Consider the following 17,089-nt stretch of genomic DNA (forward strand, 5'->3'; position numbering starts at 1 on the left):
CCTCAGAAGACGCGGAAGTGGTTGAACAGCTCGTAGGAGACGTCCTCGGCCGCGAAGGCGCGGGCCTCGGAGCGTTTGACGGCCAGGTAGGCGGAGGAGCGGAGCGGGCCGAGGGCGTTCATCAGCAGATCGTCGGCCTCCAGGGCGTCCAGGGCCTCATCCAGCGACCGGGGCAGGCGGGGCACGCTCCCCTCGGGGAGGGTGGCGGGGTCCACGTCGACGGCCTCGCCGGGGTCGAGCCCCCTGCGGATGCCGTCCAGGCCCGCGTGGATGACGGCGCCGAGGGACAGGTAGGGGTTGGCGGAGGAGTCGGAGGGCTTGATCTCCAGATTGGCCGACGCCTCGGCCGCCCCTCGCATGGGGGAGCAGATCCGCACCGCGGCCTCCCGGTTGTCCATGCCGTAGCAGGCGTAGGCGCTCGACCACATCCTCGGGGCCAGCCGCCGGAAGCTGTTCACCGAGCCGCAGGTCAGCGCGGTGAGCGCGGGAAGGTGCGCGATGAGGCCGCCGATGAACCGGTAGGCGGTCGCCGACACGCCGTACCGGTCGGCGGGGTCGCTGAAGATGTTGGAGCGCAGTTCGGGGTCCCACAGGGAGATGTGCAGGTGCGCCCCGTTCCCGGCCTGGTCGGCGATCGGCTTGGGGGCGAGGGAGGCCCACAGCGACATGCCGAAGGCGACGCCGCGCACGGTCTCCCGGTAGATGACCTGGTTGTCGGCGGCGCGCATGGCCGGGGCGTGGCGGACGGACAGCTCCTGCTGACCGTGGCCGAGCTCGGGATGGTAGTGCTCGACCCGCAGGCCCTGCGCCTGCAGGGCGCGGATCAGGCGCATGGCGTAGTCGTGGGCCTGGTCGAAACCGGACGTGGCGTAGCAGAGGCTGTCGTCGAGAGGAAGGAGCCTGTCCGGTTCCCCGTCCGTGCCGGGGACACGGCGGCCCAGGGTGAACTCGGGTTCGAAGGCGGCGACCGCGACGAGCCTCTCCTCGGACAGGGCGGCCACGGCCTCGCGGAGGAAGGTGCGCGGGCACGCCGCCCACGGGGAGCCGTCGATCTCGCACAGGTCCGCGAGCATGGCTGCGGCGCCGGGGGCGTGGGGAAGGGCGACGAAGGTGGACGGATCCGGAACGAGACGGACCTCACCGACCGGGCCGAGTCCCTCGACCTCCTGAAGCTGGTCGAGCATGTTCATCGCCATCATCGCCACGGTGTGCCCGATGCCGGAGCCGAGCCGTTCCGCCAGCCGGGAGCGTGAGGCGGCCTTGCCGCGGATCACACCGCCGTGGTCGGCGTACAGGAAACGGACCAGCTCGATGCCCTCCGTCTCGACGCGTTCGAGGACGCGCCGCTCTTCGGGATCGAGAGGATGAACCCCGGTGACGCTGTAGCGCTCTGCCATGCTTCCTGCGTAACACGTCTCGGAGAACGGTGGAAGCACATCGCGTGGCGACGTGGCGTCACGGGGTACGCGGTCCCGCGTACGGAATGCGGAAACGCCGGAGAAACAGGTCAGGGGTGGGGCAAACCCCCACCGTCGGTCAGCTCAACACACGTGTGAAGAACAGCGACAGTTGGTCCGCCGCCCTCACGATCCCGTCGAAGACTCCGTTCACCGCGTTCGCCGCATCGGCGGGCCTGGTGAACAGATAAAAGGCCACGAACGCCACCGCTACATAGGTGGCGACCTTCTTGACCTGCATGGGGGGCCTCCTGCTGCTCCAGTCCCAGCCGTTATACCCGGATTTTAATGATCTTTGGCATCTTCGGCCCGGGTGGCTCCCGGATTTTGATGATCATACCTGTTGAGCGGTGGGAATCCATGGCCAGATCGTGAGATTGGCATGAGTCACCTCCGCAATGGTGCGGTGGCGAAGCGGTTCTGTCCAATCCCGAATGCCAGATATACCGCTAGCGTTAGGGCGCCGTGAAGATCGTTGACGCCCGGGCAGGGGGTGTGACCAGCGAACCGGCCCCTCGCGCCGGCCGTGGAACCTCTCCCTCGTGCTGAGGCCCCTGAAGACCCCTGGCAGCCCTACGCCTCGACCGCGGCGGCCTCCCGCGCGTCGTCCGCGGACTCGGCGGGTTCGAGGGCGGGGGCGGGCGTGGTCGCGGCGGGGCTCACACGCCCGCCACGCAGCGGCAGCAGGCACAGGGGTACGGCGATCGCCGTACCGGCCAGCAGCAGGCCCGCCACGCCCAGGGTGAGGGCGTCGGGTCGTACCAGGGGCTGGCCGCGCAGTGCCTGCCAGGTCACCAGCGCCACCAGGCCGGTGTAGGAGGCTCCGGCGGTCAGGACCAGGCGCAGCCGGACGGCCTGGTCGCGGATTCCCCGGGTGAGCAGGGCCACCAGCGGCAGGGCCTGCAGGGCGTGCATGCCGAAGAAGTGCGGCACGCGCAGGTCGCCGCCGGTGGTGCTCCAGCCGAGCAGGGACAGGCCGGGACCGCCGTCGGGGACGCCGACGCCGTGCGCGCCGAGGACCGTGGTGGTGACGTCCGCGAGCTGGGCGGAGGTCGGCGGGAGCATCAGGACGGCCACGCCGAGACCGGCGGCCGAGACGACGAGCCCGACGCGGATCGCCCAGGTGTCGGCCGGGGTCGCTTGGCGCTCACGCAGCACCAGGAAGGCCGCGGCCAGGTTGACCAGCATGAGGAGCATGACGGTCGTGCCCATCAGGGCGTACAGGGAGGAGTCCAGCGCGGTGGAGAAGTTGAAGTGGCTGCGCCGCCCCCGGATGACCTGGCTGATGATCACCGTGATCTCGACGACGCACGCGATCGCCATCACGTTGCCCAGCAGCCGGCTCGCGCGCTGCGCCGTACGCCTCAGGGACAGCAGCCAGGCCCAGGTCAGCCCGTAGGCGACGAAGGAGAGGGTGAACTTCAGGGGCTTGAGCCAGATGGGCAGGCCGTCCAGGGTGCGGTGGTCGAGGAGGACACCGAAGAGGGAGATCACGGACAGGACGGCCATGATCGCGGACATGAGGAGGAGCGGGCGATGCCAGCGGGTCATCCAGAAGATCCTTCAATAGATAACGGATTTATCCGTTATCTATAGCTAAACTCAGGTGCGATCACAAGAGGAGGCAGTTGCGGTGCGGATGGCGGACCTGAGTCGGGCGACGGGTGTCTCGGTCCCGATGATCAAGTTCTACCTGCGGGAGGGGCTGCTCCCCAGCGGGGAGCGAACAAGTCCTAACCAGGCGAAATACGGCCAGGAGCACGTGCGGCGGATCAAGCTGGTACGGGCCATGGCCGACTACGCCGGTCTGTCGATCGCTGAGATTCGCGACGTGCTCGGTCATCTCGACGACCCCTCGCACGGTCTGCACGACCGTCTCGGTCACGCCCAGACGAGCATCACGCCCAAGCGCGAGCCGGGGGAGGGGGAGGAATGGGCCGCGGCGATGCGCGAGGCCGAGGAACTGATCGCCCGGCACGGCTGGCGGCATCACCCGGACAGTTCTCCGATGCGGAGCGTGGCCGGGGTGCTGCTGACCCTGCGCGGGCTCGGCTACGACGGCATCCTCGACCGGCTCGACGACTACGCGGAGGCGGCGGGCACGATCGCCAGGGCCGACGTCGCGGGCATGGCCGAGGAGCCGAACCTGGAACGCATGATCGAGATCGTCGTTGTCGGGACCTCGCTCGGGGACGCGCTGGTCGCGGCGCTGCGCCGGGTCGCGCAGGCCAACGTCTCGGCCCGTCTGTTCGGCGACGACTGGAAGGTCGCACAGTGGGAGAACGTGGACTGGGAGGACGTCCGGCGGCAGGGGGGCGCCTTCGAGGGGCCTGCTCCCGAAGGGGAGATCTGCGGTGGGCCGGAGGCCTGAGTGTCCCGGGCGTGGCGGACTTGGGCAACGCCCGCTGTGTGGTGTCTTAGTACGAAAAATCACTTCAAGTAAGTCTCATAGAGACATCAACTGAAAAAGCAGATTCATGTCAACTGAGTATGTCAGGGTTGACGGGCGTATGTGGCGGCTTTAATGTCTGACACTGATCAGGTCATCTTGGTAAATCGGTCAGTATGTACGACGGGGTAGCTTTTTGTGATCAACGGGGAGTTGAGGGGGTGTGCCGTGCGGGTCAGGCGTTGTGTCGGGGTGACCGCTGTTTCTGCCGCTCACCGATGATGTGACCGGTCATGACCGACCAGGGGGGTCGGTGTCCTTGATACGGGCCTTCCTCCCGTGTGTCATCTCGCTTCGGGCGTTCTCCGACATCAAAGGACATTGACATTGGCTGTGAACTTCCTCCCGGTAAAGCCTTGTCTGCGAGCCTCCCTTCGCATCGGTGAGAAGGGTGAGGCGGAATTGCATACCCCCTCGGGGGTTCTGGAGGTCGAAGTCCCGGAGGGCATGAGCAGGGACGATTTTCTCGACCTGCTCAGGCGTCTCGACGGCAGCAGGACCATCGAGGACCTGGAACGCGAGACCGGCCTCGACGGTGAGGCGGTACGCGAGGTCGTCGAGCCCGCCGTGGTGCAGGGGCTGATCGACGAGGGCGCCGCCGTGCCGGCCTTCTCCCCGGGTACGGCCGCCCTGGCCCGCCTTGAGGGCCTCCTCAACCATCTCCTTGAGGACCTGGTCCTCACCGGCCCGTTCTGGAGGCGCATCCTGGAGCGCCCGCAGCGGTTGCACCCCAACGTCTTCTTCGGCTTCGGGCTGGAGAACTGGTTCCTGCTCTCCAGGGAGAGCGAGCTCGGCTCAGCCGTACGGGCTCTGGCGGAGAACGCCGACCTCAGAGGGGCGCTCGACGACTTCGACCGCAGGGGAAGGCGTCACGACGACGTCGCGGTCCACGCCTTCAGGTCTCTCGGAGCCACGCGCGGCGACCTGCTGCGCGCCCGTCCGCTGCCGACGACCGCCGCCCTGATCAAGATGCTGTCCTGGTGGGCGCGGACCGACCCGCTGTTCTTCGTCGCCACGATCGGCGTCATCGAGGAGCGTCTCGAAGCGGAGGACGAGGGGCCCGCCGCCCGCTGTCCCTTCCTGGCCGCCTGTGACCGGGTGGGGCTGACCCCCGGCTTCGTCGAACCGATGCGCGCGCACGCCAGGGCCGGGGCGGCCCGTCGTCACGGGGCGCTCAGCCGCGCGCTGTTCGCCCGGATGCCCGGGATCGACGAGGGGACGGAGCAGAGCTGGCAGGCCAAGGCGCACCTGTTCATGGAGACGTACGCGGGCTTCTGCGACGGGGTCCTGGACCACTACTCCGACCCGCATCGCCCGCTGCTGCGCCTGTGCGGCTGACCGGCGTTCACGCCGGTGCCGGTCACAGGTCCAGCGGCGCGCCCAGCAGCCGGGAGACGGCCTCGTCGCCGCCGATCGTCTCGACCCTGGCGTGCCGCTGACGGCCGAGGCAGAACAGCGTCAGCTCACCCGCGGTGCCCCGCACCTCGACCCGGGGGCCTGCCCGGCCGCCGCCGAGGACGACGCCGCCGCCGGTGCGGTGCAGCACCACGCCGACCGGGGACCTGCGCAGTTGCAGGCGTCCCACGATCCGCAGCCGCCTCCAGAGGACCTCGTCGAGACCGGGGGGAAGCTCGCGTGGCTCCCAGTCTGGACGGGCGCGCCGGACGTCCTCGTGGTGGACGAAGAATTCGAGGGGGTTGACCAGTTCGTCCAGCCGGGGAACCAGGCGGTAGACGCCTCCGGGGCCGGTGCGGATGAGCCGGGTCAGGCCCGCGTAGCCGTACCTGGCCTTCAGGGACTCCTGGACCGAGGCGGTGCGGCGGGCCAGCGGGGCGAGCGCGATGCCACCCGCGGCGTCCGGGCGCCTCTCCCGCAGCACGAGATGGGCGGCGAGGTCGAAGGTCGTCCAGCCCTCGCAGAGGGTCGGGGCGTCCTGGCCGAGCCGGTCGAGCAGGTCGGCGAGCGCGGCGCGTTCGGCGCTGGCATGCGTCATCCGGCGATCCTAACAATGCCGCGTCGTGACAAATCGTGATATGCCCGACACTTGGTGAAGCCGGGGCCGGAAGCGGGTGAACCTCGTGGCCTCCACGCCCGAGAGGTGTCACTGATGCTACGAAAGCAGTTGATCCATGGGCGTGGGGGAATAAGTGCTTGATTGAGAGTGATAGTCACATAAGTAGTGACAACCTCAACGAAAGGACACCCCCCGAGTGGCGAGCAAGGTGACCTCCGCCGTCATGCGTCAAGGGTTCCGCGTCCTGGGGGTGGCCATCCGGTCCGAGAGAGGGGTCTTCGCCGTCGCGGTCCTGTCAAGCGCCGTCTACGGTGTCATGACGGTCGCCTCCGCGTGGGCTCTCGGGTGGGCCACCCAGAACCTCGTGCTTCCCTCCCTCGCCGAGGGCCGGGTCGCGGACGGCGCGCTCACCACCGCCGTCCTCCTCATCCTCGGTGTCGCGCTGCTCAAGGCGACGGGCGTCGCGGGACGACGCTACTTCGCGGGCGTCATGCAGTACCGGATGCAGGCGCGCTCCCGCAGGGAGGTCACCCGCCAGTACCTCAGGCTCCCCCTGGCCTGGCACCACAAGCACCCGACCGGCCAGCTGCTGTCCAACGCCAGCGCCGACGCCGAGGCGGCCTGGGCGCCGCTCGCCCCGTTGCCGATGGCCGTCGGCGTGGTCGTCATGCTGGTCACCGCGGCCGTGGCGCTGGTGGCCACCGACCCGGTCCTCGCCCTGGTCGGGTTCCTGATCTTCCCGGCCATCGCCGTGCTCAACTTCGTCTACCAGCGCAGGCTCAGCCCACTGGCCACCAGGGCCCAGCAGCTGCGCGCCGAGGTGAGCGAGGTCGCGCACGAGAGCTTCGACGGAGCCCTGGTCGTCAAGACCCTCGGCCGTGAGGACGAGGAGACCGCCAGGTTCCGCGCCGGAGCCGAGGAACTGCGCGACGCCAACATCGCCGTCGGCCGGGTGCGGGGCCTGTTCGACCCCCTCCTCGAAGCACTGCCCATCCTGGGCGTGCTCGCCGTGCTGCTGGTCGGCGCCGGACGCCTGGAGAGCGGGGCGATCACCCCCGGCGTGCTGGTCCAGGTCGCCTACCTGTTCACCCTGCTCGCCTTCCCCATCCGCGCCCTCGGCTGGGTCCTGGCCGAGCTGCCCCGCGCCGTCGTCGGCTACGAGCGGGTGCGGGCCGTGCTCGACACGACCGGCTCCATGGAGTACGGCTCGGCGACCCTGACCGGGGAGAAGCCCGCGGGCCTGCGGGTACAGGGCCTCGGCTACTCCTACGGGGACTCCGCGGTGCTGCACGAGGTCGACCTCGACGTCCCGCCCGGCCGTACGGTGGCGCTGGTCGGGCCGACCGGCTCGGGCAAGTCCACGCTCGCCCAGACCTTCGTCCGCCTGGTCGACCCGGCGCGGGGGGCCGTTCTCATCGACGGGGTCGACCTGCGCGAGGTGGCCCGCGGCGGGGTCAGCGAGGCGGTGGCACTGGTACCGCAGCAGACCTTCCTGTTCGACGACACCGTGCGGGGCAACGTCACCCTCGGCCTGCCCGTGGGAGACGAGGAGGTCTGGGCGGCGCTGCGCCTGGCCCAGGCCGACGGCTTCGTCAGCGCCCTGCCCGGAGGGCTCGACACCAGGGTCGGCGAGCGGGGCACCTCCCTGTCCGGGGGCCAGCGCCAGCGCCTGGCCCTGGCCCGCGCGCTGGTCCGCCGCCCCAGGCTGCTCGTCCTGGACGACGCGACCTCCAGCGTCGACCCCCAGGTCGAGGCCAAGATCCTGCAGGGTCTGCGGGACACCGCCCAGGCATCGACCGTGGTCGTCGTCGCCTACCGGATGGCCACCATCGCCCTGGCCGACGAGGTCGTCTACCTCGAACACGGCAGGGTGACCGACCAGGGCCCGCACGAGCTGCTGCTGCCGAGGTGCGAGGGGTACCGCAACCTGGTCACCGCCTACGAACGTGAGGAGGCCGAGCGCGAGGCGCTCGACGCCGAGGAAGCCGAGAAAGAGGAAGAGGTCAGCGCGTGAGTTCGCTCCACGGCGTCGAAAGGTCGGCGCTGGCCACCGTACGGCACGGCCTGTCGCTGACACCGGAGTTCCGCAAGGGGATCGCCGGGACGCTCGCGCTCGCCGTGCTGGCGACGATCGGCAAGGTCATCGTCCCGATCGCCGTCCAGCAGACCATCGACACGGGACTGAAGGGCGCGGTCCCCGACCTGCCCTACATCCGCGGCGCCGTGCTGCTGTGCGCGGCGGCCGTCGTGCTCACCGCGCTGTGCGCCTACCTGATGAACGTACGTCTGTACCAGGCGACCGAGGCCTCCCTCGCGACCCTCAGGACACGCGGCTTCCGGCACGTGCACGACCTGTCGGTGCTCACCCAGAACTCCGAGCGGCGTGGCGCCCTGGTCTCCAGGGTCACCGGGGACGTGGACCAGATCAGCGTCTTCATGCAGTGGGGCGGGCTGATGATCATCATCGCCCTGGGCCAGCTCCTCGTCGCGACCGTGCTGATGTTCGTCTACTCCTGGCAGCTCGCCCTGACGGTCTGGCTGTGCTTCCTGCCGCTCATGATCGTGCTGCCGCGCTTCCAGCGGTGGCTCTCCGGCGCCTACACGCAGGTGCGTGAGCGCGCGGGCGACATGCTCGCCGCGGTCGGCGAGTCGGTCGTCGGGGCGGCGGTGATCAGGGCCCACGGCTCGGAGGCCCGCACCGCCGAGCGGCTGGATGTGACCATCGAGGCGAACAAGGCCGCGCAGGCCCGCACCCAGCGCATCGTCGCCACGGTCTTCCCGGTGACGGAGATCGTCGCGGCGCTGGCGACGACCGCGGTCGTGCTGATCGGCGTACGGCTGGGCGTCGCCGGCGACATCACCGCGGGGCGCCTGATCGCCTTCCTGTTCCTGATCACGCTGTTCGTCTCGCCGTTGCAGACCGCGACCGAGATGCTCAACGAGGCGCAGAACGCCATCGCCGGCTGGCGCCGCATCCTCGGCGTGCTCGACACGCCGCCGGACGTCGCCGACCCCGGCGAGGACGGCGTCGAGCTGCCGCGCGGCCCCATCTCCGTGTCCTTCGAGGAGGTCGGCTTCTCCTACCCGGGTGGCGCGCCGGTGCTGACCGGCGTCACGGTGGACATCCCGCCGCGCTCGCGGATCGCGGTCGTGGGGGAGACCGGTTCGGGCAAGACGACCTTCGCCAAGCTGCTGACCCGCCTGATGGACCCGGTCACGGGCCGGGTCACCGTCGACGGGCACGACCTGCGCGGGGTCCGTTTCTCCTCGCTGCGCGAGCGCATCGTCATGGTGCCGCAGGACGGCTTCCTGTTCGACGGCACCCTGGAGGAGAACATCCGCTTCGGCCGTCCCTCGGCGACGAGCGAGGAGATCCTGCTCGCCCTGACCGAGCTGGGGCTGGCCGACTGGCTCGAAGGACTGCCCGAGGGCCTGGCCACCCCGGTCGGTCAGCGGGGGGAGTCCCTGTCCGCGGGGGAGCGCCAGCTCGTCGCCCTGGTCCGCGCCTACCTGGCCGACCCCGACCTGCTGCTGCTCGACGAGGCCACCTCCGCCGTCGACCCGGCGACCGAGGTACGCCTGGCCCGCGCGCTGGACGGGGTGACGCGGGGCCGTACCGCGGTCTCCATCGCCCACCGCCTGTCCACCGCGGAGGCCGCCGACGAGGTGCTGGTCTTCGACGGGGGCCGCATCGTCCAGCGCGGCCCGCACGCCGAGCTGGTCGGCGAGCCCGGCGTCTACGCGGGCCTGCACGCCTCCTGGGTCTCGGCCGCCAGATCCTGACCACGGGTTCCCGGGCGGCGGCGCGCCGCCCGGGGCCGTCACTTCGCCGTCTGCCTGGGCAGGCCGGGCGGGTTGACCAGCGACTCGGGGATGGCCTCGTTGGAGAGGTTCCAGCGCTTGAGCACCTCGCCGTACTTGCCGTTCCCGATGAGTTCGTTGATCGCGGCGTTGAGCGGTTTGACGAGGCCGTTGTCCTTCTTGGTCATGGCCGCGATCAGGCCCTGCAGGTCGGGGCCCGCGCCCGAGACAGTGCCGACGATCTTGGTGTCGCCGCCGACGGCGTCCTGGTAGGAGAGGGAGGGGTTGGGGCCGAAGTAGGCCTCGATGCGGCCCGACTTCAGGGACAGCAGGGCGTCGACGTACTTCTGGTAGTTCTGGATCTGCGCGGGCTTCAGGCCCGCCTTCTGGTTCTGCGTGTCCCAGTCGACCAGGATCTTCTCCTGGTTGGTGCCCGAGCCGACCGCGACCCGGCGCCCGGCGATGTCCGAGGGCTGCTTGATCGAGGTGATCGGGCTGTTCTTCGCCGTCTGCCAGGCGAGCTGGTCGACCCGGTAGGTCGCGAAGTCGTAGATGTCCTTGCGCTCCTCGGTCACCGTGACGTTGTTGAAGGCCACGTCGTACTTTCCGGACTTCACCGAGAGGAACAGGTTCTCCCAGGAGGTGACCTCCTCCCTGGCCTTCAGGCCGAGGACGTCGGCCACGATGTGGGCGATGTCGGTCTCCACGCCGATGACGGTGCGGTCGTCGTCGGCGAGGAAGGTCAGCGGCGGCGCGCCTTCCCCGCTGAAGCCGACGACCAGTTCACCCTTCGCGCGGATCGCCTCGGGCACCTGGGCGGCGATCGCGTCGACCTTCTCCGCCCGGATCCGGTTCTGCTGCGGAGAGATGTTGATCTTCGAGCCACCGGTTCCCGCGGGGGCGGAGGCCTGTTCGGCGGGCTTGGCGTCGCTCCGGGGGGCGGCGGAGGTGGTCCCGGTCGAGCCGCAGGCGGCGGCGAGCAGAAGCGGTGCGGTGAGGAGGGCGGGCTTGAGCCTGGAGAGGAACGACATTTCAGTCCTGTTTTTCTGGGAATCGCAGGGAGGGGTTGTCACGGATCAGAGGACCTTGCTGAGGAAGGAACGGGTCCGTTCGTGCCGGGGGGAGTCGAGAACCTGGGCGGGCGGGCCCTGTTCGACGACGCGCCCGTCGTCCATGAAGACGACGGTGTCGGCCACCTCGCGGGCGAACCCGATCTCGTGGGTGACGGCGATCATGGTGGTGCCGCTCCTGGCGAGGTCCTTCACCACGTCGAGCACCTCGCCGACCAGTTCGGGGTCGAGCGCGGAGGTCGGCTCGTCGAAGAGGATGACCTTCGGCTCCAGGGCGAGCGCGCGGGCGATGGCGACCCGCTGCTGCTGCCCTCCGGACAGCTGCCCGGGGTAGGCGTCCTTCTTGTCGGCCAGGCCGACCCGGTCGAGCAGCCGTACGGCCAGCCGGTGCACCTCGGCCCTGGGCCTTCGCTGCGCGGACAGCGGCGCCTCGACGACGTTCTCCAGCGCGGTCAGGTGCGGGAAGAGGTTGAAGTGCTGGAAGACGAACCCGATTCGGGTCCGCTGCCGCAGGATCTCGCGTTCGCGCAGTTCGTAGAGCCTGTCGCCGGACTGCCGGTAGCCGACCAGCTCACCGTCGACGCGCACCGATCCGCTGTCCACCTTCTCCAGGTGGTTGACGGTGCGCAGCAGGGTCGACTTGCCGGAGCCCGAGGGGCCGAGGATCACGGTGACCTCGCCCCTGGCGACCCGCAGGTCGACGCCGCGCAGGACCTTCAGGGGGCCGAAGCTCTTGTGCACGCCCCGCAGGTCGACCATCACGGCGCTCATCTGCGACCCCTGGCGTAGTGACGTTCGACGTAGTACTGCGCGACGGACAGCACGGAGGTGATGATCAGGTACCAGACGGTCGCGACGAGCAGCAGCGCGATGACCCTGCCGTTGCGGCTGTAGATCACCTGGATCTGGTAGAAGAGCTCGGGCAGGGCCATGATGTAGACCACCGAGGTGCCCTTGACCAGGCCGATGATCTCGTTGCCCGCGGTGGGCACGATCGAGCGCATGGCCTGCGGAAGGACGATCCTGAACAGCTGTCTTCTCCAGGGGATGCCCAATGCGGCGGCGGCCTCGCGCTGGCCCGGGTCGACCGAGAGCAGCCCCGCCCTGACGATCTCGGAGCAGTAGGCGGCCTGGTGCAGCCCGAGCCCGAGCACGGCGGCGGTGACCGGGCTGATCAGGTCCATGGTCCCGATGTCGAAGAAGGAGGGGCCGAACGGAACGCCGAAGGAGATCCGCTGGTACAGCAGCGCCAGGTTGTACCAGAACAGCAGTTGCAGGATGAGCGGGATCGACCGGAACAGCGCGACATAGCCCCAGGCGACCGAGGACAGCAGCGGGTTCCTCGACAGGCGCATGATCGCGAGCACGGTGCCGAGCAGGAAGCCGATGCCGATGCCGAGCACGGTGAGCTGGAGTGTGAACAGCACGGCGTGCAGCACCGAGGGCGCGAACAGGTACTCCCCGACGACGTTCCAGTCCCAGGCGGGGTTGGTGATCAGCGCGCTCGCCGCCATGGCGAGCAGCACGCCGACCCCGGCCGCCGCCGCCCACCGGCCGGGATGCCTGGTGGTGACGACCCGCAGCGCGGGCGGGGCGTCCGGGCCTGCCGTCCCGGCGTCCGTGTCGTCCTGCGGCCGGGTCTCGACCGCGGGGCGGCTCACCGGCCCGCCAGACTGGTCGCCGGGTACTGCCGGGACTCGGCGGCCTCACGCTCGCGGTCCCGCTTGGCCACCTCCTCGCGGACGATGGGGATGACGTGACGGCCGAAGTCGACGGCGTCCTCAAGCAGGTCGTAGCCGCGCGCGGACAGGATCTCCACGCCGAGGTCGTAGTAGTCGAGCAGCGCCTGGGCCACGGTCTCCGGGGTGCCGACCAGGGCGGTGGAGTTGCCCGCCCCGCCGGTGGCCGCGGCGGTCGGGGTCCACAGCGCGCGGTCGTACCTGTCGCCCCCGGCGGCGATCGCGACGAGCCGTTGTGAGCCCGCGTTCTCCGGGGCGTGGCCCGCGGGCAGCCGCCGGGAGGAGGCACCACGCGACTTGATCGCCTCAAGCGTGCGGGCCGCCTTCTCCCAGGCCTTCTCCTCGGTCGGCGCGATGACGGGCCGGAAGGCCACCTGGAACCTGGGCAGGTCCCTGCGCCCCGACGCGAGCGCCGCGCTCCTGACCGCGGCGATCTGCTCGGCGGTCTGGGCCAGCGGCTCGCCCCACAGGCAGTAGATGTCGGCCTCGGCGCCGCCCGCCGCGTACGCCGCGGGGGAGGAGCCTCCGAAGGAGACCAGCGGACGGGGCTGCTGCACGGGGAAGACGTCGGACAGGAAGTCGTCGAAGCGGTAGTGCTCTCCCTCGTGGGAGAAGGGGGTCCTGGACGTCCAGCCCTTCTTGACGATCTGGATGTACTCCCGGGTGCGCCCGTAACGCCGGTCCTTGGACAGGCGGTCGCCCTCGCGGGCCTGCTCGCGGTCGTTGCCCCCGGTGATGAAGTGCACGGTCAGTCTGCCGCCGCTGATCTGGTCGAGTGTGGCGAAGGTCTTCAGGGCGAACGTCGGGTAGGAGACGTTCGGCCGGTGGGCGAGCAGGAGCTGTATCCCCTCGACCTGCCCGGCGACGAGGGCGGCCACCTGCGCGGGGTCCGGCGAGCCCGAGCCGTAGGCGAACAGGATCCGGTCCCAGCCGTACTCGTGGTGGGCCCGCGCCAGCCGTAGCGTGAACTGTCTGTCGAACACGGGCCCGGAGCGGGGTCTGGTCTCCGATCCGTCGTTCGTGGCGCCTATGCCTAGGAACTCGACGGGCATGACTGAGGCCTTTCTGGCAGGTCGTCTGGGCGGGGGCGTCCGGAGCGGGGACGGCGGCACGGTGGCTCGCGGTGGCTCGCGGTGGCTCGCGGTGGCTCGTGGTGGCGCGCGGCACCGGATGGGCGGGGCCGGTGGCGCGAGGTCAGTGGCGACAGGAACGGGACAGCGCGCGGCACGGCGCGAGGTGACCGCGGACCGCCGGTGGGAGCTCAGCCTGCATGGCCTCACTCCAACACAGGAACCAAATCCCGTCAAGACCTACTGGTTTAGTGGGTTTATTGTCATGGGGGAAGTGAGGAGGGATGAACAGTGGCCTACAAGACGTCAAATGGGCTGTTGATGTCCTTATGTCGGGGATTAACGTGCTGAGATGGAGGTAAGGGAGCCGCGGGACCACCGCCCCGGGCTCCCGCCGGGGGGAAGCGGGAAGGACGTCCATGACCGATCTGGTGGGTGAGGAACCCGCGCGGGGCAGCAGGTACCCCGTGCTCGACGCGCGCTCCGCCGCGTCCCGCAGCGACCTGCTCGACGAACTGCCGAACCTGCGGGTCCTCGACGACGACGATGACGACCCCGTGCTCGTACGGCTGGACGGCACCCCGGTGGACACCTGGCGGGAGAGGTATCCCTACCCGGAGCGGATGGACCGTTCGGAGTACGACAGGACCAAGCGGCTGCTCCAGATCGAGCTCCTCAAACTGCAGTACTGGATCAAGGACACCGGCGGGCGGCTGCTGATCCTGTTCGAGGGGCGCGACGCGGCGGGCAAGGGCGGCACGATCAAGCGGTTCATGGAGCACCTCAACCCGCGCGGGGCCACCGTGGTCGCCCTGGAGAAGCCGAGCGAGCGTGAGAGCACCCAGTGGTACTTCCAGCGCTACGTCTCCCATCTGCCCGCCGCGGGGGAGATGGTCTTCTTCGACCGCTCCTGGTACAACCGCGCCGGGGTCGAGCGCGTGATGGGCTTCGCCACGCCCGGGGAGTACACGGAGTTCATGGAGCAGGCGCCGGCCTTCGAGCGCATGCTCGTCCGCGACGGCATCCACCTGGTGAAGTTCTGGTTCTCGGTCTCCCGCTCCGAGCAGCGCACCCGTTTCATCATCCGCCAGGTCGACCCGGTGCGGCAGTGGAAACTGTCGCCGATGGACCTGGAGTCGCTGGACAAGTGGGACGAGTACACCCAGGCCAAGGAAGACATGTTCCTGCACACCGACACGGAGGAGGCGCCGTGGACGGTGATCAAGAGCAACGACAAGAAGCGGGCCAGGGTCGAGGCCATGCGCTACCTCCTGAGCCGGTTCGAGTACACCAACAAGGACCACGAGATCGTCGGCGGGCCCGACCCCAGGATCGTCGTGCACGCGGCCGACCTGTTCGACGACGACCGCACCCGCTGACCGCCGGACGCGGGACCTCCGCCCAGGTGCGGCACAATTGCCACATGCCCCTTGACCCGGCCATCGCGGCCCGACTGAAGCGCACCGCCGACGGACTGGTGCCCGCCGTGGTCCAGCAGCACGACACCGGCGAGGTGCTCATGCTCGCCTGGATGGACGACGAGGCGCTGCACCGCACGCTCACCACCGGCCGTGCCACCTACTGGTCGCGCAGCCGCCGGTCCTACTGGGTCAAGGGCGAGACCTCGGGCAACGTCCAGCACGTCAGGTCCGTCGCCCTCGACTGCGACGGCGACACGATCCTGCTGAAGGTCGACCAGGTGGGCGCCGCCTGCCACACCGGTGACCGGACCTGTTTCGACGCCGACCGGCTGGCGGTGACCCCGGCGTGAGAGCGGGCCGGGCGCTGTGGACCTGGGTCGCCGCGTGCGCGGCGGGCGCGGGCCTGGTGCTGCTGGCCGCGGGCCGCGACTGGGTCACGGTGAGGTACGGCACGCGCGCCGTGCCCGTCTCCGCCGCCGAACTCGCCCCCGCCCTGGCGCCCGCGGCCTGGGCGGCGCTGGCCGCGGTGGTCGCGGTGCTCGCGACGCGAGGCGTGTGGCGCAGGGTCATCGGCGTCGTGATGGCGCTGTGCGGGGCAGGGGTGATCGTCGCGGTGGCAGCCGGCGGCGGAGCCGACGCCGGTCTCGCCGCCGCGGCCGGGCACGCGCCCATGGCCGCGGCCGCCGAGACGGCGCGGGCCACCGGCCACCTCCTCTGGCCGGTGCTCGCCGGGGCGGGCGGCCTGGTGCTGCTCGCCGGGGGAGCGGTCGCCGCGCTGTGGAGCGTGAACTGGCCCGGCATGTCGGAGCGCTACGAGCGCAGGGGCGCGGCTCGGGGGAGCGAGGCCCTCACGCGCGCCGGAGCCTCGGGCAGCGGCCGGGCCATGTGGGACGCCATCGACCTCGGCGCCGACCCGACAGCCGACCCCGCCACTGATTCCCCCACTGATTCCGCCACGGACTCCACCGCCGAGCCCGCTGCCGACCCAGGACGGGACGGGCGCTGAGCCGCGCCGTACGGTCACAACTTGCCCACGGACTAGGCGGCCCGCCGCCGCGATGATCTGATTTCGCTAGGATTTCGCCGCAACGTGTGTAGAGGGAGTAATTCATGAGCTATGGGAATCAGCCCGGTGGGTACGGGCCCCCGCAGGGCGGCTACGGGCCACCCGGCGGGTACGGCACGCCGCCCGGCGGTGGTTACGATCCCTATGGCTACGGAGCGCCGCCGCCCCGAGGCAACAACGGCATGGCCATCGCCGCTCTCATCATGGGCATCGCCGGGCTCTTCGTCTGCGGCGTGACCTCGATCGTGGGCATCGTGCTCGGTCACATCTCGCTGGGCCAGATCAAGCGCACCGGCGAGGAGGGGCGGGGCATGGCCATCGCGGGCCTGGTCCTGTCCTACTTCGGCGTCGCCTGCTGGCTGGTCGTGCTGGTGGTCTGGCTGGTCGCGATAGGCGTCCTGGCGGGCTCGGCCACCTACGGCTACTAGGACCCCCCGACCGTTCCCCGCCGGGGCGTCGCCGGTCATCCGGCGCCGCCTTGAGTATCGTTGCCGGTGACAGTCGTCGCGGGAGAAGGGGTGCGGGCGGGCAGATGGTGACCGGCGGGGCCGCGAGGGCGGGAGAGCCGAGAGCACGGCGGATGCGAGCCGTGCTGGCGCCACTCGGCCTGGCCGTGGCGGCGGGTGCGGCAACCCTCCTGGTCGCGCTGGTCGATCCCGGCGAGCCGGGGCACTATCCCGCCTGCCCCTTCCTCACCCTCACCGGGCTGTACTGCCCGGGTTGCGGAGGGCTGCGGGCGGTGCACGCGCTCACCCAGGGTGACCCGGCCGCCGCACTGGGGTTCAATCCGTTCGTCGTGATCATGATCCCCGTGGTGGTCCTGCTGTGGGGACGCTGGGCGTTGTTCTCCTGGCAGGGAAGACGAGATGCCGGAAAAGTTATAAATCCTGCCTATGTATGGGCATTTCTTGGTTTAATGATCGTTTTTTGGATAGTGCGGAATGTTCCCTTTGGGGAATTCTTGGCCCCATAGTCACCTATAGGCGTCACCCGGTGGCGGGG

17 protein-coding genes are annotated in these 17,089 nt (G+C 70.0%); 9 read left to right on the forward strand and 8 right to left on the reverse strand.

All coding sequences use genetic code 11. The features are described 5' to 3' along the window. Positions 1–2: 2 nt before the first annotated feature. From ABT340_RS03485 to ABT340_RS03495, 3 genes are all read right to left on the reverse strand, one after another. On the reverse strand, positions 3–1,397 hold the full coding sequence (locus ABT340_RS03485; protein ID WP_352009041.1) for a glutamine synthetase family protein: 1,395 nt from the start codon (positions 1,395–1,397) through the stop codon (positions 3–5). Positions 1,398–1,536: 139 nt separating this feature from the next. Next, on the reverse strand, positions 1,537–1,698 hold the full coding sequence (locus tag ABT340_RS03490) for a hypothetical protein (protein WP_184714415.1): 162 nt from the start codon (positions 1,696–1,698) through the stop codon (positions 1,537–1,539). Positions 1,699–2,030: 332 nt separating this feature from the next. After that, positions 2,031–3,008, reverse strand: coding sequence for a hypothetical protein (locus ABT340_RS03495; RefSeq protein ID WP_352009042.1), 978 nt, complete (start codon positions 3,006–3,008; stop codon positions 2,031–2,033). A gap of 88 nt (positions 3,009–3,096) precedes the next feature. On the opposite strand from ABT340_RS03495, the gene ABT340_RS03500 reads away from it, so the two are divergent. Together ABT340_RS03500 and ABT340_RS03505 are read left to right on the forward strand one after the other, a co-directional pair. Beyond that, positions 3,097–3,828, forward strand: coding sequence for a MerR family transcriptional regulator (locus ABT340_RS03500; RefSeq protein ID WP_352009043.1), 732 nt, complete (start codon positions 3,097–3,099; stop codon positions 3,826–3,828). A gap of 525 nt (positions 3,829–4,353) precedes the next feature. Then, on the forward strand, positions 4,354–5,244 hold the full coding sequence (locus tag ABT340_RS03505; RefSeq protein WP_352009044.1) for a hypothetical protein: 891 nt from the start codon (positions 4,354–4,356) through the stop codon (positions 5,242–5,244). 22 nt (positions 5,245–5,266) lie between these two features. Here the strand turns inward: ABT340_RS03505 and ABT340_RS03510 are convergent, their stop codons facing one another. Continuing rightward, positions 5,267–5,899, reverse strand: a complete 633-nt coding sequence (locus tag ABT340_RS03510) for a TIGR03085 family metal-binding protein (RefSeq protein WP_352009045.1) — start codon at positions 5,897–5,899, stop codon at positions 5,267–5,269. A gap of 244 nt (positions 5,900–6,143) precedes the next feature. On the opposite strand from ABT340_RS03510, the gene ABT340_RS03515 reads away from it, so the two are divergent. Both ABT340_RS03515 and ABT340_RS03520 read left to right on the forward strand, forming a co-directional pair. After that, complete coding sequence (locus ABT340_RS03515; RefSeq protein ID WP_352009046.1) at positions 6,144–7,934, forward strand: ABC transporter ATP-binding protein; 1,791 nt, start codon at positions 6,144–6,146, stop codon at positions 7,932–7,934. Further along, positions 7,931–9,703 (forward strand): ABC transporter ATP-binding protein, encoded by a 1,773-nt coding sequence (locus ABT340_RS03520; RefSeq protein ID WP_352009047.1) that lies wholly within the window; start codon positions 7,931–7,933, stop codon positions 9,701–9,703. The genes ABT340_RS03515 and ABT340_RS03520 overlap by 4 nt, the downstream gene beginning before the upstream one ends. A 38-nt stretch (positions 9,704–9,741) precedes the next feature. Here the strand turns inward: ABT340_RS03520 and ABT340_RS03525 are convergent, their stop codons facing one another. From ABT340_RS03525 to ABT340_RS03540, 4 genes are read right to left on the reverse strand one after another with little or no spacing between them, the layout of a single operon-like run. After that, positions 9,742–10,752, reverse strand: a complete 1,011-nt coding sequence (locus ABT340_RS03525) for an ABC transporter substrate-binding protein (RefSeq protein WP_352009048.1) — start codon at positions 10,750–10,752, stop codon at positions 9,742–9,744. A 45-nt stretch (positions 10,753–10,797) separates the two neighbouring features. Beyond that, on the reverse strand, positions 10,798–11,562 hold the full coding sequence (locus ABT340_RS03530) for an amino acid ABC transporter ATP-binding protein (RefSeq protein ID WP_352009049.1): 765 nt from the start codon (positions 11,560–11,562) through the stop codon (positions 10,798–10,800). Beyond that, entirely contained in the window at positions 11,559–12,452 is an 894-nt protein-coding gene (locus ABT340_RS03535) for an amino acid ABC transporter permease (protein ID WP_352009050.1), read from the reverse strand. Before ABT340_RS03535 ends, ABT340_RS03530 begins: the two co-directional genes overlap by 4 nt. Continuing rightward, positions 12,449–13,513, reverse strand: a complete 1,065-nt coding sequence (locus ABT340_RS03540; RefSeq protein WP_352009051.1) for an LLM class flavin-dependent oxidoreductase — start codon at positions 13,511–13,513, stop codon at positions 12,449–12,451. Before ABT340_RS03540 ends, ABT340_RS03535 begins: the two co-directional genes overlap by 4 nt. Before the next feature lie 506 nt (positions 13,514–14,019). On the opposite strand from ABT340_RS03540, the gene ppk2 reads away from it, so the two are divergent. The 5 genes from ppk2 (at position 14,020) to ABT340_RS03565 (ending at position 17,060) form a co-directional block, all read left to right on the forward strand. Beyond that, entirely contained in the window at positions 14,020–14,979 is a 960-nt protein-coding gene (gene ppk2, locus ABT340_RS03545) for a polyphosphate kinase 2 (RefSeq protein ID WP_352009052.1), read from the forward strand. A 44-nt stretch (positions 14,980–15,023) separates the two neighbouring features. Further along, complete coding sequence (gene hisI, locus ABT340_RS03550) at positions 15,024–15,371, forward strand: phosphoribosyl-AMP cyclohydrolase (RefSeq protein ID WP_352009053.1); 348 nt, start codon at positions 15,024–15,026, stop codon at positions 15,369–15,371. Beyond that, entirely contained in the window at positions 15,368–16,027 is a 660-nt protein-coding gene (locus ABT340_RS03555) for a Trp biosynthesis-associated membrane protein (protein WP_352009054.1), read from the forward strand. The genes hisI and ABT340_RS03555 overlap by 4 nt, the downstream gene beginning before the upstream one ends. 104 nt (positions 16,028–16,131) lie before the next feature. Beyond that, complete coding sequence (locus tag ABT340_RS03560; RefSeq protein WP_352009055.1) at positions 16,132–16,515, forward strand: DUF4190 domain-containing protein; 384 nt, start codon at positions 16,132–16,134, stop codon at positions 16,513–16,515. A gap of 152 nt (positions 16,516–16,667) precedes the next feature. After that, a complete protein-coding gene (locus ABT340_RS03565; protein WP_352009056.1) occupies positions 16,668–17,060 on the forward strand; it encodes a DUF2752 domain-containing protein in 393 nt (130 codons plus the stop codon). The last annotated feature ends 29 nt before the right edge of the window (positions 17,061–17,089 follow it).

The organism is Streptosporangium sp. NPDC000239 (assembly GCF_040300765.1).
Lineage (GTDB): Bacteria > Actinomycetota > Actinomycetes > Streptosporangiales > Streptosporangiaceae > Streptosporangium.

Excerpts from the sequence above, each read along its gene's own strand:
- ABT340_RS03495 (WP_352009042.1), bottom strand. The coding sequence starts at position 3,008 with ATGACCCGCTGGCATCGCCCGCTCCTCCTCATGTCCGCGATCATGGCC.
- ABT340_RS03490 (WP_184714415.1), bottom strand. The coding sequence starts at position 1,698 with ATGCAGGTCAAGAAGGTCGCCACCTATGTAGCGGTGGCGTTCGTGGCC.
- ABT340_RS03565 (WP_352009056.1), top strand. The coding sequence starts at position 16,668 with ATGCGAGCCGTGCTGGCGCCACTCGGCCTGGCCGTGGCGGCGGGTGCG.
- ABT340_RS03500 (WP_352009043.1), top strand. The coding sequence starts at position 3,097 with ATGGCGGACCTGAGTCGGGCGACGGGTGTCTCGGTCCCGATGATCAAG.
- ABT340_RS03530 (WP_352009049.1), bottom strand. The coding sequence starts at position 11,562 with ATGAGCGCCGTGATGGTCGACCTGCGGGGCGTGCACAAGAGCTTCGGC.
- hisI (WP_352009053.1), top strand. The coding sequence starts at position 15,024 with ATGCCCCTTGACCCGGCCATCGCGGCCCGACTGAAGCGCACCGCCGAC.
- ABT340_RS03525 (WP_352009048.1), bottom strand. The coding sequence starts at position 10,752 with ATGTCGTTCCTCTCCAGGCTCAAGCCCGCCCTCCTCACCGCACCGCTT.
- ABT340_RS03485 (WP_352009041.1), bottom strand. The coding sequence starts at position 1,397 with ATGGCAGAGCGCTACAGCGTCACCGGGGTTCATCCTCTCGATCCCGAA.
- ABT340_RS03505 (WP_352009044.1), top strand. The coding sequence starts at position 4,354 with ATGAGCAGGGACGATTTTCTCGACCTGCTCAGGCGTCTCGACGGCAGC.
- ABT340_RS03510 (WP_352009045.1), bottom strand. The coding sequence starts at position 5,899 with ATGACGCATGCCAGCGCCGAACGCGCCGCGCTCGCCGACCTGCTCGAC.
- ppk2 (WP_352009052.1), top strand. The coding sequence starts at position 14,020 with ATGACCGATCTGGTGGGTGAGGAACCCGCGCGGGGCAGCAGGTACCCC.
- ABT340_RS03515 (WP_352009046.1), top strand. The coding sequence starts at position 6,144 with ATGCGTCAAGGGTTCCGCGTCCTGGGGGTGGCCATCCGGTCCGAGAGA.
- ABT340_RS03560 (WP_352009055.1), top strand. The coding sequence starts at position 16,132 with ATGAGCTATGGGAATCAGCCCGGTGGGTACGGGCCCCCGCAGGGCGGC.